General features: G+C 47.6%; 14 protein-coding genes. 13 read left to right on the top strand and 1 reads right to left on the bottom strand.

The genetic code is table 11. The annotated features are described in order from the left end of the window. Position 1: 1 nt before the first annotated feature. The 11 genes from priA (at position 2) to spoVM (ending at position 12,073) form a co-directional block, all read left to right on the top strand. On the top strand, positions 2-2,551 hold the full coding sequence (priA, locus tag ACT89M_RS19015) for a primosomal protein N' (RefSeq protein ID WP_154983138.1): 2,550 nt from the start codon (positions 2-4) through the stop codon (positions 2,549-2,551). 126 nt (positions 2,552-2,677) lie between these two features. Further along, positions 2,678-3,166 carry a peptide deformylase gene (def, locus tag ACT89M_RS19010; protein ID WP_090923640.1) on the top strand — a complete coding sequence of 163 codons (489 nt, stop codon included), beginning with the start codon at positions 2,678-2,680 and terminating at the stop codon, positions 3,164-3,166. Between the two features lie 12 nt (positions 3,167-3,178). Next, a complete protein-coding gene (gene fmt / locus ACT89M_RS19005) occupies positions 3,179-4,138 on the top strand; it encodes a methionyl-tRNA formyltransferase (RefSeq protein WP_308723163.1) in 960 nt (319 codons plus the stop codon). Beyond that, a complete protein-coding gene (gene rsmB, locus ACT89M_RS19000; RefSeq protein WP_308723162.1) occupies positions 4,135-5,631 on the top strand; it encodes a 16S rRNA (cytosine(967)-C(5))-methyltransferase RsmB in 1,497 nt (498 codons plus the stop codon). Before fmt ends, rsmB begins: the two co-directional genes overlap by 4 nt. Positions 5,632-5,901: 270 nt before the next feature. Beyond that, positions 5,902-6,942, top strand: coding sequence for a dual-specificity RNA methyltransferase RlmN (rlmN, locus tag ACT89M_RS18995; RefSeq protein ID WP_308723161.1), 1,041 nt, complete (start codon positions 5,902-5,904; stop codon positions 6,940-6,942). Positions 6,943-6,949: 7 nt separating this feature from the next. Continuing rightward, positions 6,950-7,726, top strand: coding sequence for a Stp1/IreP family PP2C-type Ser/Thr phosphatase (locus ACT89M_RS18990; protein ID WP_154888323.1), 777 nt, complete (start codon positions 6,950-6,952; stop codon positions 7,724-7,726). Then, on the top strand, positions 7,723-9,933 hold the full coding sequence (pknB, locus tag ACT89M_RS18985) for a Stk1 family PASTA domain-containing Ser/Thr kinase (protein WP_308723160.1): 2,211 nt from the start codon (positions 7,723-7,725) through the stop codon (positions 9,931-9,933). Before ACT89M_RS18990 ends, pknB begins: the two co-directional genes overlap by 4 nt. Positions 9,934-9,993: 60 nt before the next feature. Beyond that, positions 9,994-10,911, top strand: coding sequence for a ribosome small subunit-dependent GTPase A (gene rsgA, locus ACT89M_RS18980; protein WP_308723159.1), 918 nt, complete (start codon positions 9,994-9,996; stop codon positions 10,909-10,911). Between the two features lies 1 nt (position 10,912). Further along, the gene (gene rpe, locus ACT89M_RS18975; RefSeq protein ID WP_090923634.1) at positions 10,913-11,572 is read left to right on the top strand and encodes a ribulose-phosphate 3-epimerase; all 660 of its coding nucleotides are present in this window, start codon (positions 10,913-10,915) and stop codon (positions 11,570-11,572) included. A 3-nt stretch (positions 11,573-11,575) separates the two neighbouring features. Then, positions 11,576-11,827 (top strand): hypothetical protein, encoded by a 252-nt coding sequence (locus ACT89M_RS18970; protein ID WP_308723158.1) that lies wholly within the window; start codon positions 11,576-11,578, stop codon positions 11,825-11,827. Positions 11,828-11,992: 165 nt separating this feature from the next. Next, positions 11,993-12,073, top strand: a complete 81-nt coding sequence (gene spoVM / locus ACT89M_RS18965; protein ID WP_019424875.1) for a stage V sporulation protein SpoVM — start codon at positions 11,993-11,995, stop codon at positions 12,071-12,073. Positions 12,074-12,263: 190 nt separating this feature from the next. On the opposite strand, the gene rpmB is transcribed toward spoVM, so the two are convergent. Beyond that, a complete protein-coding gene (rpmB, locus tag ACT89M_RS18960) occupies positions 12,264-12,452 on the bottom strand; it encodes a 50S ribosomal protein L28 (protein WP_024631107.1) in 189 nt (62 codons plus the stop codon). A gap of 457 nt (positions 12,453-12,909) precedes the next feature. On the opposite strand from rpmB, the gene ACT89M_RS18955 reads away from it, so the two are divergent. Further along, positions 12,910-13,092 (top strand): hypothetical protein, encoded by a 183-nt coding sequence (locus ACT89M_RS18955; protein ID WP_090923632.1) that lies wholly within the window; start codon positions 12,910-12,912, stop codon positions 13,090-13,092. Next, entirely contained in the window at positions 13,089-14,888 is a 1,800-nt protein-coding gene (locus ACT89M_RS18950; protein ID WP_308723157.1) for a DAK2 domain-containing protein, read from the top strand. Before ACT89M_RS18955 ends, ACT89M_RS18950 begins: the two co-directional genes overlap by 4 nt. Positions 14,889-14,989: the final 101 nt, after the last annotated feature.

Here is a 14,989-nt window from a genome sequence, read left to right as displayed (position 1 = left end):
GATGGAGATTGCCAAGGTCATTGTCGATGTGCCTGTGAAGCAGACCGACCGGCCTTTTGATTATCTGGTGCCCGACTCCATGAAGGAATGGATTGAGGTGGGGAGCAGGGTAGGTGTACCTTTTGGACATCGCACCGTGCAAGGGTTCGTCGTTGATCTGGTTCCCCGTACGGGAGAAGAATCATTTAAGCTAAAACCTATTCAGGAGCTACTGGATATCGTGCCGCCACTATCGAAGGATCTGGTGGAACTGGCGGAATGGATGAGCGAGCGATATGCGAGCAATCGGATTTTGTCCTTGCAAGTGATGGTGCCAACCGCGCTGAAAGGAAAAGCGGAGCGCTACATTTCACTAGGAGATGCACTAGATGGACATGTTGGAGGTGAATCTTCTAACGAGGACGTTCTGTTTATGTGGGGAGAGGAATCGACAACCGAAAAGGTACAGCAGGATATTATCCGTTTTGTCAAAAGCCGGGGGCAGGTTCCGCTGCAACAATTAAGCCGAAAATACCCCAACCATGCAGCCTTGATCAAAAAGCTGTTGCTCGGCGGTGTGCTTTTGGAAAGTCAGGCGATTAAGGATAAGCTGAATAAAAAAACGATGAAGTCCGTGAATCTGGCTGTGGATATCGCTGTCGCGGAAGAAGCGTTGTCTTCGTTCCCGTCAAAAGCACAACGGCAGAAGGAAATTCTTTCTTTTTTGCTGGAGATGAAGGATTTGCTGCCCATGCCTTTGAAGGAAGTATTGTCTACGCTTCAAGTTTCGGCAGCAACGATTAAGGGGCTTGAGGAAAAAGGCTTGGTTGTAACAGAGGACGTGGAAGTATTCCGCGATCCGTATCAGGGAAGACGTTTTAAACCGACAGAACCACTGAAATTGACAGACGAGCAACAAGGCGTATACAGCAGTATCAACGGTCGGTTGCAGGAACAGCGTCATGGTGTATTTCTTTTGCATGGTGTTACCGGAAGTGGTAAAACGGAAGTATATCTGCAGACGATTCAACAGTGCATCAATCAGGACAGACAGGCCATCGTGCTGGTGCCCGAGATTGCTCTTACTCCACAGATGGTGGAGCGCTTCAAAGGACGTTTTGGTGATCAGGTTGCGGTCATGCACAGTCGTCTTTCCGGCGGTGAACGTTATGATGAATGGCGTAAAATCCGGGAGGGTCAGGTGAAAGTTGCGATTGGTGCCCGCTCTGCGGTATTTGCTCCATTCAGCCGTCTGGGACTGATTATTATGGATGAAGAACATGAGACTTCCTATAAACAGGAAGAAACGCCGAAATACCATGCGCGTGATGTAGCTGTCAAAAGAGCACAACAACATCAGGCCGTGGTGGTTCTGGGTTCGGCTACCCCTTCGTTGGAAAGTTATTATGCTGCGCGTTCGCAAAGCAATGATGATTTTGCTCCTCTCTTGCTTGAAATGCCTACAAGGGCGCTTGGCAACAATCTGCCGGCTGTAAGAATCATCGATATGCGTGAAGAACTGAAGGATGGCAATCGTTCCATGTTCAGCAGAGCGTTACACAAAGGGTTGGAAGAGCGCTTGGAGCGCGGAGAACAGACGGTTCTGCTGCTGAATCGGCGCGGATATTCAACCTTTGTGATGTGTCGGAGCTGTGGCTATGTGGCGGGCTGTCCTGAATGTGACATCTCTTTGACATATCATCAGCGTTCCAACAATTTACGCTGCCACTATTGCGGGTATGCAGAAGCGGCGCCCGAAACGTGCCCGGATTGTGGAAGTGAGCATATTCGCTACTTTGGTACAGGAACGCAACGGGTTGAAGAGGAACTGGCCAAGCTGTTTCCAGGGATACGGGTAATCCGTATGGATGTGGATACAACAACGGAGAAAGGCGCGCATGAGAAGCTGTTAAAACAGTTTCGGGAGAAAAAAGCCGATGTGTTACTTGGAACCCAGATGGTTGCCAAGGGGCTCGATTTCCCTGATGTGACTCTCGTTGGAGTCATCACCGCGGATTCAGCTCTTAACTTGCCTGATTTCCGTGCTGCCGAGAAAACCTTCCAACTGCTGACACAAGTGGCAGGCCGAGCGGGTCGTCATCAATTACCGGGTGAAGTATTTGTACAGTCTTACACGCCAGAACACTACTCCATTGGACATGCAAGCCAGCATGACTATGTATCCTTTGTGAAGGAGGAATTGCTACATCGGAGAAATTTACAGTATCCGCCATACTGTCGTCTGATTCTGGTAACCTTCTCCCATGAACAACTTCCTGTACTGATTCGATTGGCTGAAAACTATACCCGATTGCTGAAAGAAAAGGCGAATGCTGCTGGATGGCTGGGCAGTCTGGACCGTTTCAGTAACGAAGCCTTTGATGTGCTTGGGCCTGTAGCTTCTCCAATTCCAAGGATCAAGAATAGATACCGATTCCAATGTATGATAAAATGGCGTGGGGATGTGGATGCCATCGGTCTGGCTCTGGCAACGGCCCGGCACATGGACGATGATGTTCAGGCCCAGAAGCTGCTCATTAGCCTTGATGTAGATCCGCAGATGTTAATGTAGACATTTTATAGCATTTTGATGCGAAAATGTGGATGTGAACAAGCGGTATAAACATAGATTAAATGAACAACGAAATAGAGATTATTGACTAGAAACTATGATGAGAATTGGGAAGGTGCTTACAACATGTCGATTCGTATTATCGTTAAAGAACCAGATGAGGTGCTTCACAAAAGAGCCAAGGAAGTTACCAAAGTTACACCTAATGTGCAAAAGTTGCTTGATGATATGGCAGACACGATGTACGACGCAGAAGGGGTAGGTCTTGCAGCTCCGCAAGTCGGTATTTTGAAACGTTTGATTGTGATTGATGCAGGAGATGAGCAAGGGCTGATCAAAATGATTAACCCGGAGATCATTTCCAGTGAAGGAGAACAGTTCGGACCTGAAGGATGTCTGAGTATTCCTGGAATTAACGGTGATGTTCGTCGTTTTGAGACAGTGACCGTTAAAGGCCTCGATCGTGAAGGTAAAGAGTTGATTATTACAGGAAGCGGTTTGCTATCCCGTGCGTTTCAGCACGAAATTGACCATTTGGACGGTGTGCTCTTCACAGATATCGCTGAAAAAGTATATGAAATTACCCCAGAGCAAACTGGACCGCGTCGCAATTAAGGAGTGATCGATTTGAATATTGTCTTTATGGGAACACCTGAATTTGCCGTTCCTTCTCTGGATATGTTGATGGCGGAAGGATACCATGTGGTAGGCGTGGTAACACAGCCGGATAAACCGCAGGGAAGAAAAAAAGTGCTTACACCTACACCGGTTAAGGCCGCAGCTGAACGCCACGGTCTGCCGGTGTTTCAGCCTGTCAAACTTCGTGATCCGGAAGCGGTAGCCCGCCTTGCGGAATGGAAACCGGATTTGATCGTCACTGCCGCATTTGGACAGATTCTTCCCAAAGCGGTGTTGGATATGCCGGTTCGCGGCTGTGTGAACGTGCATGGATCTCTTCTGCCTAAATATCGCGGAGGCGCTCCGATACAACGTTCTATCATTAACGGAGAATCCGTCACAGGGGTCACGTTGATGTATATGGCAGAAGGTCTGGATACCGGGGATATGATCTCTCGTGTGGAAGTACCAATCACGGATGAAGATACATCCGGCACGATGTTTGCCAAATTAAGTGAGGCCGGCTCCAAGTTGCTCCAAGCGGAGATGCCACGTCTGATCGCAGGCGAAACGACAGCTGTTCCACAGAATGATGAGGAAGCTTCCTATGCTCGTAATCTGACACGGGAAGACGAGAAGATGGACTGGAATCGTACATCCCGTGAATTGTTCAATCAGATTCGTGGTCTTGTCCCTTTTTCCGGTGCATTCACGATGTGGGATGAACAGGTATTTAAAGTTTGGGCAGCATGCAATCCAGATCAGGTGGCGAATGAAGCCTCATCTGTTTCCAGTGCTGGACAAGCCGAGCCTGGAACCGTGTTGCAATTGAACAAATCAGGCATAGAAATCAAGACAGGCAATGGTTCTTTGTGGCTGACAGAAGTACAACCCGCTGGCAAAAAAGTAATGCAAGCCGCTGACTTTGCTCGCGGTGGAACATTGAAACCTGGTATGGTGCTGCGATGAGTACTTCAAGATCAGGACATTCTTCAGGAAAAGAACGCAAAGGAGCAGGCAACGGAAACGCAGGAGGCCCCGCGAATCTTCGTCAGACTAGCAAAGGTTCTTCTGCCAAGGGAAGCCAGACTCATGATCGTTCGCAGAAACCGAAGACATCTGCTCGTGCACTCGCTGTCAAGGTACTGAGTGCGGTGGAGCAGGACGGAGCATACAGCAATCTGGAACTGAACCGCCGCCTCAAAGAAGCAGATCTTAGTTCTGCAGATGCAGGACTCGCTACGGAACTGGTGTATGGAACGATTGCAAGGCGAAACACGCTGGATTATTATCTGGAGCGTTTTGTTGCCAAAGGAACAACAAAGTTACAGCCTTGGGTGCGTAGTTTGCTTCGGATCAGTGCGTATCAATTGATCTACCTGGATCGAATTCCGGAACATGCCGTCGTCAGCGAAGCAGTGAACCTGGCTAAGAAACTTGGTCATCAGGGAATCTCTGGTATGGTTAACGGTGTGCTGCGGAATATGATTCGAAACAAGGAGCAGTTGCATGTTCCCTCACATCTGCCGGTTGCTGAACGGATCTCGCTGGAGCATTCTCACCCGCTGTGGATGGTGGAGCGGTGGATTGCTCAATATGGGGAAGAGACAACTGAGGCCATCTGTCGTGCGAATAATGAACCTCCAGCAGTGAGTATACGTGTGAATACGACGATGACAACACGGGACAAGCTGATGGAGGAGATGGTAAGCTCTGGGGCTGTGGTTGAAGCTTCGCATCTTAGCCCAGATGGCATTCTGGTTCGAAGCGGCGGCAATATGGCTCTAACGTCCTGGTACCGGGATGGGCTTTTCTCGGTTCAGGACGAAAGTTCTATGCTGGTCGCTGAAGCCGTAGCGCCGGAAGAGGGACAAAACGTGCTGGATTGTTGTGCAGCGCCTGGCGGCAAGACAGCTCATATAGCAGAGAAAATGCGGGACCGTGGACGTATCATAGCTAACGATGTTCATGCACATAAACGCGAGCTTATTTTGGATCAGGCTGAACGTCTTGGATTAAGCTGCATTGATGCGGTAACCGGGGATGCGCTTGATCTAGACAAGCGATATGCCGAGTCTTCGTTTGACCGGATTTTGCTGGATGCACCTTGCTCAGGTCTAGGGGTCATTCGTCGCAAGCCGGATGTGAAGTGGACTAAATCCTCATCCGACATCGAAGACATCTCCAGTCTGCAACGAGAACTTCTGGATTGTGTTGCGCCATTGCTCAAACCGGGTGGCATTTTGGTATACAGCACGTGTACCATTGAATCGGCAGAGAACGAGGATATGGTAGCGGACTTTTTGGATCGTCACCCAGAGTATAAGGCTATCGAAACATCCGCATGGTCACAGCCAGGAAGCAGGGAATGGAAGGCTGTGAATGGTGGTGTTCAGATTTTGCCACAATACGCTCACAGTGACGGTTTCTACATCGCAAGGTTGACAAGAACGGTCAATTAAACGTTTAATAGAGCACTAAAGGAAGGCCGCCGAGGAAAACCCTCGGCGGATTTCTTTGTGAGAGGCCACTTGGTGATTACTAACTCGTTTATAAAACGATGTCAGGATGCGATGGTAACAGTGAAATGTTATAATGCATGAAGAACGGGTCTCCAGGGTATACATGGATGTAAAGTGCCGTTTGTGATAGAATAGGACGAATGCAGTAAAACGATGGAAAGCAAAAGAAGTGCAAATGAAAAGAAAAAAGGAATAGGTGTTGAAAACAAAATGAAACCTTTTATATACGATTTTTCCCTGGAGCAACTGCAGCAATGGGCTGTGGAGAACGGGGAACCAGCGTTTCGCGGCGGTCAGATCTTTGACTGGATTTATGTGAAACGTGTTAATGATTTTAGTGAAATGACAAATCTCTCCAAGACGCTACGCGAGAAGCTCGCAGAGCAGTTTGAATTCGTAACTCTTAAGGAAATTACGAAGTTCGAGTCCAAGGATGGCACGGTGAAATTCCTATTTGGTCTACATGATGATCATGCGATTGAAACGGTTATTATGAAACATAACTACGGGAACAGCATCTGTGTAACAACACAGGTTGGTTGCCGGATTGGTTGTACGTTCTGTGCATCCACGCTCGGGGGACTGAAACGTAACCTGACAGCCGGGGAGATCGTTGCTCAGGTTGTACAGGCTCAGAAAATTCTGGATGAGCGCGGTGAACGTGTCAGCAGCATCGTGATCATGGGTTCGGGTGAACCATTTGAAAACTATGAAGCAACGATGACGTTTTTACGGATTATGATTCACGAAAAAGGTCTGAACATTGGTCAGCGTCATATCACTGTCTCTACAAGTGGAATCGTGCCGAACATCTACAAGTTTGCAGATGAAGAGACGCAAATCAATCTGGCTATTTCGATTCACGCACCAAATGATGCCTTGCGTTCGAAACTGATGCCGGTGAACCGTCGTTTCCCATTTGATGATGTGATGGAGTCTCTCCGTTATTATCTGGCCAAGACAGGCCGAAGAATTACGTTTGAGTACGCATTGATCGGCGGTGTAAACGATCAGCCGGAGCATGCGGCAGAACTGGCAAGTGTGCTCAAAAACATGTTATGCCATGTCAACCTGATCCCGGTTAACCATGTGCCTGAGCGCAAATATGTTAGAACATCAAGAAGTGATATTTTTAACTTCCAGAGAATTCTCTCGGAACAGGGAGTTAATGTAACGATTCGCCGTGAACAGGGACATGATATTGCTGCCGCTTGCGGCCAGCTTCGTGCAAAGCATATGGAGTTGAGGTGAGAGCGTTTTGATCAAAACAGTTCATGTGAGCCATATCGGACGAGTACGTTCGGTGAATGAAGATTCAGCCTGGATTCGGAATCTGGATACAGGATATATTCTGGGAATCGTTGCAGACGGCATGGGTGGACATCTTGCTGGTGATACGGCAAGCCGCCTTGCAGTGGAGACGTTGGTACAGGATCTGGCAACACTTGAGCCAGGTTTGTCCCATGCCTCCCTGTCAGCTGCGCTTAGCGATGCGATTCTTCATGCGAATGAAGTCATATTCCGCACAGCATCCACGGACGATAAGTATCATAATATGGGGACGACAGTTGTCGCCGCTCTGTTAAATGATGCGGAAGGTGTGATTGGACATATCGGGGACAGCCGTGCATACAAAATTGCAGGTAAGGAAGTATTCCAGCTGACCGAAGACCACACACTGGTGAATGAATTGTACAAAAATGGTCAGATTAGCAAGGAGGACGTATCTCACCATCCACGTCGCAATGTGCTTACCCGTGCACTTGGCACAGATGCTGAAGTGAAGGTGGATATGGACGCTGTTCGATTGGAAGAGGGGGAAGTACTGCTTCTCTGCAGTGACGGACTCAGTAACCTGGTCAGCAATGAGCAGATTATTCAGGTTGCAGGCAATCTTGACCTTCCACTGGAAGATCGTGCAGATCGACTGCTACAGCTGGCATTGCTTGCTGGAGGAGACGATAATATCACTGTCGCTTTATTTGAGCCTCAGCAGCAAGACGCCCCACAAGTGGAAACGGGGTGTGAGTCATGATTGGGCATCAGCTAGGCGGACGCTATGAAGTCATTGAGCGTGTCGGTGGTGGCGGCATGGCTCTGGTTTACAAAGCCCAGGATTTGCTCTTAAACCGAAATGTGGCAATTAAAGTGCTTAGACAACAGTTTGTTCATGATGAAGAGTTTATTCGCCGTTTCCGGAGAGAGGCACAATCAGCTGCATCGCTCTCACATCCGAATGTCGTCAGCATCTATGATGTGGGTCAGGAAGATGACGTTCATTATATTGTTATGGAGTACGTTGAAGGCAAAAATCTAAATGAAATTATTAAGGAACGGGCGCCTTTGCAGGTCGACGAAGCGGTACACATTGCTTCTCAGATCGCGGATGCACTGGATCACGCCCATCATAATCAGATTATTCACCGGGACATTAAACCGCATAACATATTAATTGGCCGGAATGGCCGGGTAAAAGTAACAGATTTCGGGATCGCGCGTGCTGTTACCTCTACAACGATCACACAGACTGGCTCTGTCGTGGGCTCAGTGCATTATTTCTCACCAGAGCATGCCAAGGGTATTGTGACTGGGGAGAAGTCGGACTTATATTCTCTTGGAATTGTACTTTATCAAATGCTTACAGGACAGCTTCCATTTCTCGGGGAAAGTCCGATTAGTGTAGCCTTGAAACATTTGCAGGAAGAGTTTGATGAACCACGCAAATTCAATCCGCTCATTCCGCAAAGTGTGGAAAATGTCATTCTGAAATCCATGCGTAAAAATCCGCAGGAGCGATATCAATCTGCGAAAGAAATGCAGCATGATCTGGAAACATGTCTCATGCCAGAGCGCCGCAATGAGTCCAAGGTTGATTTTCCGGATGAGGATGACATTGATCAGACGCGCGTAATGCCAGCCATCAAACCGGAACCGCGTGGAATGAAGTCTACTGGAGCAGTACCTGTAATGGAAACAGATCAGGAACAAAACGCAGGTAAACCGAAGCAGAAAAACTGGAAAAAACCAACGCTTATCATATCCTTGACGGTTCTTATTCTGATCGCCATGGTCGGAGTGGTATGGTATGTCAAAGGTATGCTTGTCGTACCTGAGGTAACGGTGCCTAACGTAGTCAATCAGACAGAAGAAAAAGCCCGCCAACTACTGGAGGAACAGGGTTTGGTGGTGAGCAATGAAGTCATTCGACAATACAAAGAAAATGTAGACCCAGGCATTGTCTTTGACCAGAGCAGGAATGAAGGCGATGTGGTCAAAAAAGGTACTGAGGTTCAGCTAAGTGTTGGCGCGGAAAAAGAATTGGTGAAAATGATTGATGTTAAGCTGGAGCCTTATGCTGAAGCGGTCAAAAAGTTGACTGCGCTTGGTCTTAAGGAAGACCAAATCAAGCGTAAGGACGATTTCTCCAATGAAGTGCCTTCAGGTTCCGTCATTGCCCAGACGCCTGGTGTAAATGAAGAATTTGATCCTGAAGCTGTTGAGATTGAGTTAACCGTAAGCAAGGGAACTGAAACGGTCAAAATGCCTGATCTGAAAAATCATACGCGCAGTGAAGCGGAACAAATGTTGAAAGAAAAGGGACTGGTGCTCGGACAGGTACAGGAAGAGTCCAGTTATACGGTAGAACAGGGTAAAGTAACCCAACAATGGCCTGTGGAAGCTGGGACGGATGTTAGCCCTGGCGACAAAATTACGATCTTTATCAGCACAGGGTACCCTCCTGAGGCACTGCAGTATCCTTTTAATATCAACGTATCACCAAAAGAAGTGGGGAAAAATAGTAAAATTCGCATCACCTATGAAGATGCACGCGGCAAAAATCAGGAGTGGGGCACACGCACGATCAATTCCGCTCAAGTCCTGACGATACCGCTTGTGCTCGCACCGAATGAAAATGGCGCTGTATCCGTTTATCGTGATGGTAAATTCCTGGATACGTATGTTGTGTCTTACAGTGAAGCGAAGAACGGTACAGTGAATGTACCTTCCATCGACCCTGAACAGAACACGCAAGCACCGCCAGCCAATACCCCTGATCCAGGGAATGGCGACAATGAAGGCAGCGTAGATAATGGTCAGGAAAAAGAACCTGACTCCACCCCGGCTGATGGAGAAGGGGATAATCAGGAAGGCGACACTTCAGCAATGAAGACAGATAAAGGCCCAGGAAAGCATAAAGACGATAAGAAAAAAGGAGTTATCAACGCATCAGGCCGTCCATAAGGACGGCTTATGCTGACGTAAGGAAAGAATATTACTCATCTGAAGGAGGGCGACGGAGCTGTGCCAGAAGGTATCATCGTTAAAGCATTAAGTGGTTACTACTATGTCATGCCGGTAGAAGACAACGGGGCTCCTTCGGTTGAAGGTTCCGCCGTTCAATGCAGAGCCAGGGGGATTTTTCGCAAAAGAGGCACTTCTCCGCTTGTTGGTGACCGTGTAAGCTACATGCTCACGGAGAATGGGGAAGGAACCGTCGATGAGATTCACAAGCGAGAGACCGAGTTAATTCGTCCGCCTGTAGCAAACGTCAGCTTGGCTGTTTTGCTATTTTCGGTCAAAGAGCCCGATATGAACCTGAATCTCCTGGATAAGTTCCTCGTGCATATTGAGCAAGCTGGACTTGATGCCCTTATCGTGCTGACGAAACAGGATTTGATTGATCCAGAAGCTGAGGATCGGAATATCGTGGCTGAAGTGAAGACAATGTACGAGCAGATAGGGTATGAGGTTATTTCGACCAGTTCAAGGACTGGAGAAGGCAGTGAGCTGCTTAGAGAACGCCTTGCGGGCAAGATCAGCGTGTTTTCCGGTCAGTCTGGTGTTGGCAAATCATCGATGCTGAACGCATTGATGCCAGGACTCACCCTAGAGACGAGTGCAATCAGCATGCGTCTTGGGCGCGGTAAACATACGACCAGACATGTGGAACTCATTCCACTCGATAATGGCGGATTTGTTGCGGATACACCGGGATTCAGCCAGTTGGACTTTCTGGAGATTGGTGTGGAGGAATTATCCACATGTTTCCGAGAGTTTGCCCAGTTTGCTGATCAGTGTAAGTTCCGTGGTTGTACACATACGCATGAACCAGGTTGTAAAGTGCTGACAGCCAAGGAGGAAGGTCTGGTCTCCGAAAGTCGATATCAGCATTATGTTCAGTTCCTGACAGAAATGAAAGATAAGAAGCGGAGGTATTAATATGATTAAAATTGCCCCATCAATATTATCGGCTGACTTCGCCAAATTAGGTGCAGAGGTTGCCGAAGCACAAGCAGCAGGCGGAGATTGGATTCATGTTGACGTTATGGACGGGCACTTCGTTCCTAATATTACACTCGGTCCTGCTATTGTTAAGGCCATTGCACCTCATACAACATTGCCGCTTGACGTTCATCTAATGATTGAGAATCCGGAACGGTACGTGGAAGAGTTCGCTAAAGCCGGCGCAGCGGTGATTACAGTTCATGCTGAGGCGTGCGTGCATCTGCACCGTGTCATTCATCTCATTAAAGAGCAGGGAATTATGGCAGGCGTTGCTCTTAATCCTGGTACTCCAGCAAGTGCAATTCAGGAAGTACTGGACGATGTAGATATGGTTCTTGTCATGACGGTGAATCCTGGTTTTGGCGGACAAGCATTTATTTCCGGTACGATGAACAAAATCAAGCAGATTCGTACATGGCTGAACGAAAGAGGACGTCATGACGTACATATCGAGGTAGACGGTGGTATTGCTGCAGATACAGCTCCACTCGTTGTGGAAGCTGGTGCTGATGTTCTGGTCGCTGGCAGTGCCGTATTCGGACGTGAAGACCGCGCTGCTGCCATTGCCGAGATTCGTAGCAGTTACGAGGGTTAATTCATGACTTTTAAAGAGACATTGCTGACAATGGCGGGAAGCATGATTACGGGCTTGGTGCTTGCACTGTTTTCAGTTCTCCATGCTCCATTTAATGCGCTCACGTCATTAATTGGGGTTGCCGTAGTTATCATGTATTTCCGAAAGTTTGACCGGAAGGGACATCGGATTACTTTTGTCATTTTCAGCATACTGTATTATCTCATGAGTGTTTTTATGATCGCTGTTTATCAGTACATCCCTACTCAAACGTAAATGGGCTGATCTCAGGCTTGTCATTGTGGAATAGGGACAGCAGGTTCCGCATAAATATGGTTACATGAGCAGGTTTCTCATGTAGCCTTTTTTGTCGTGTTTGGGTGAAAAAGGCCTGAAGCATAGGATACGGCGGATGCATGAGCATGATGGGGAGGGTGAAGTATGAAATTTTACACATTCAAACTGCCGAAGTTTTTGGGAGGGTTTGTAAAGGCGATCCTGAATACGTTTCAAAAGAACTGATCTGATTAACAGCACAGTTAGTCGAATACCGCCGTTTTGGCTCCACGCTCATCTGGAGAACCAGATCTGTATGATGTGCCATGCGGCGGCCATTCCTGTGTGTTGGACATGTGCTTTTTGGAACACCAAAAAAGCACCTGCAAGGAACAAGGTGCTTTTTGCTTACCCGATTTATAGTAGCTTTGCGTGATTATACGCGAGTCACTTTACCGGCTTTCAGTGCACGGGTGCTTACGTATACACGTTTTGGTTTGCCGTTCACGAGAATACGAACCTTCTGAACGTTTACGCCCCAAGAACGACGGTTACGGTTGTTAGCGTGGGATACGTGGTTACCGGTGCCCGGTTTCTTACCTGTCACATAACATTTGCGAGACATAGATTACACCTCCTATCCTAAAATAACCAGTGCCTTTGGGAGAGACAAACGTCATTCCATAAGGACTTAATTGTTCTTACCTGATCCTAAAGGTCAGGCTTCAGTAGCTAATGGGTTGTTCAAGCCGGCATGGCCGGATCATTTCCATTACTTAACCTGCATAAAACAATACTTAAATATAATATCATAATCAAAAAAGCTTCGTCAACTGATCCAAAAACTTTATTTATTTCTCTTGTCTAATATAGTACAATGTTGAATAGTCCATAATACAGCCATGAATAGGCTGTTGCCGCGGGAAGCCGGAGAAAAAAACGTACGTAGAGGTTGGAGGTTTGCTTTTTTGGCAACGCTGTGAGATGCGGCATTCCATCATTGGCACCAGTCTCCATGCGGCATTCATGTCGGCTTCTGATACCGGTGCATATCCCTATGCCCGCATAACGGGTTGCAGAGAATGCAGGATATTGGTAGCCCGGCCGCCCAGACCGTTTATCCGGCTGACATGTTGTATTATATGCCTGTGCCGGACAAGGTATGGACGAAGAATAACGCAGCCGCGTTAGCGCATGAACAGACCAAATTGATTCTTGGTGCAAGTTGTTCGTGTATCAAGCTAGGAAGGGGAATTCTCACTTGAGTATACGTTCTTTAAATGGAACAGATTTCACCGCAATGGTTCTCGCCGGAGCGGAACAACTAGGGCAGCACGCAGAACATGTCAATTCCCTGAATGTTTTCCCTGTGCCGGATGGTGACACGGGAACAAATATGAATTTGACAATGACTGCTGGTGTTGCAGAGATCAAAAGAAAGAGCTCTGCTTCCATCGGAGAAGCTGCCGCAATACTGTCGAAGGGCTTGCTTATGGGCGCGCGCGGAAATTCAGGGGTTATTTTATCCCAATTGTTCCGTGGATTCAGCCGTTCAGCAGCTCCTTATGAAGAATTGAATACGATTCAATTCGCAGCCGCCCTGCAAAATGGTGTTGACGCAGCATACAAAGCTGTAGTTAAACCTGTGGAGGGAACCATTCTTACCGTAGCTAAAGAAGCGGCTAAACATGCCAGCTACTACGCAAGACGGACGAATGATATCACTGAATTAATGAATGAAGTTCTATTAAAAGCAAAAGAAGCGCTGGCTATGACTCCAGAGTTGCTGCCTGTTTTAAAGCAGGTTGGTGTAGTGGATTCGGGTGGTCAGGGTCTTGTATATATTTATGAAGGTTTTATGGACGTGCTATTGAAAACAGACGGTAGTTCACGTGCCTCACTGCAAAAAGAATCTGCTTCTTCAGTAGCAACACCGGTGAAAACGCCTGCAATCGAGCCAGTTGCAACGAAGGCGGCACAAGTAATTACGCCCGAGATGCCTTTGTCAGCTCAGGCAAGATTGGAAACAGAAGATATTGAATTCCTGTACGACATGGAGTTTTTCATCAATCGTGAGCTTGGTGAGAATGCAGGAGCAACATTTGATGAAGAGTTGTTCCGTAAATCGTTGTCAATAAATGGAGATTCGATCATCATCATTGCAGACGATGAAGTGATTAAGGTGCATGTGCATTCCAAGACACCTGGTGATGTATTAAATCTGGCTTTGAAGTATGGAGAGATTACACAGATTCATATTCTCAATATGCGTGAACAGCACCGGGACCTGCTGAGCGCAGGCATGGATATTGCAGCTTCACCTGATCTCTTTGCTGACATTCCGCATGAGAAGACAAGCACATTGGAAGAAGCGGTGCTTCCGGCTGATGAAATGGCACCATATGGCTTTATTGCGGTTTCTTCCGGTGACGGCATTGCGGAAATTTTCAAAAGTCTGGGTGTAGATGTGGTGATGTCTGGTGGTCAGACGATGAACCCAAGCACAGAAGACTTTGTAAAAGCCGTTCGTTCGATTGCGGCGGATCAAATCTTTATTTTACCGAACAACTCCAACATCGTTCTTGCAGCTGAACAAGCTCGTGAATTGCTGGAGGATGAGCGTCGGATTACCGTTATCCCGAGCAAGACGATTCCACAAGGGATGGCAGCGGCATTTGCTTTCCAAGAGGATGAGTCTGCGGAAACGAATCGTGAACAGATGCTGGAGGCCATTAGCCGCGTGCAGTCCGGACAAGTGACACATGCCGTTCGGGATACACAATATGATGAACTGGATATCAAAGCCGGAAATTATATCGGGATCTATAACTCCAAAATTGTTGCGACAGATGAGAGCATGCTTCATGCTTGTGAAGGTCTGCTTGGGCAGATGATGGAGAGCGGAGATGAAGTGGTTACGGTTCTTGAGGGGGAAGAGGCTGACGCTGAGATTACTTCTTCTCTTGTTGCATGGCTGGAAGAGCAGTATCCTGACGCGGAAGTCGAGGTACATCAGGGAGGACAGCCCGTGTACTATTATCTGTTCTCTGTAGAGTCCTAATTGCGGTTGTTTCACAAGCCAATCACTATCGATTTTAGACGCTGGACGAATGACTTGTTAAACATGCATGATAGCACTTGATGTGAAGAGGAGGAGAGCCT

The sequence above is a fragment of the Paenibacillus sp. NN59 genome (genome assembly GCF_057597225.1).
The sequence above is the reverse complement of the archived record's forward strand: the minus strand, read 5'-3'. Positions and strand labels throughout refer to the sequence as shown.

Coding starts and splice junctions, on each gene's coding strand:
- ACT89M_RS18970 (WP_308723158.1), top strand. CDS start 11,576: ATGACTTTTAAAGAGACATTGCTGACAATGGCGGGAAGCATGATTACG.
- rpe (WP_090923634.1), top strand. CDS start 10,913: ATGATTAAAATTGCCCCATCAATATTATCGGCTGACTTCGCCAAATTA.
- priA (WP_154983138.1), top strand. CDS start 2: ATGGAGATTGCCAAGGTCATTGTCGATGTGCCTGTGAAGCAGACCGAC.
- ACT89M_RS18955 (WP_090923632.1), top strand. CDS start 12,910: ATGCAGGATATTGGTAGCCCGGCCGCCCAGACCGTTTATCCGGCTGAC.
- spoVM (WP_019424875.1), top strand. CDS start 11,993: ATGAAATTTTACACATTCAAACTGCCGAAGTTTTTGGGAGGGTTTGTA.
- rlmN (WP_308723161.1), top strand. CDS start 5,902: ATGAAACCTTTTATATACGATTTTTCCCTGGAGCAACTGCAGCAATGG.
- pknB (WP_308723160.1), top strand. CDS start 7,723: ATGATTGGGCATCAGCTAGGCGGACGCTATGAAGTCATTGAGCGTGTC.
- def (WP_090923640.1), top strand. CDS start 2,678: ATGTCGATTCGTATTATCGTTAAAGAACCAGATGAGGTGCTTCACAAA.
- rsmB (WP_308723162.1), top strand. CDS start 4,135: ATGAGTACTTCAAGATCAGGACATTCTTCAGGAAAAGAACGCAAAGGA.
- rpmB (WP_024631107.1), bottom strand. CDS start 12,452: ATGTCTCGCAAATGTTATGTGACAGGTAAGAAACCGGGCACCGGTAAC.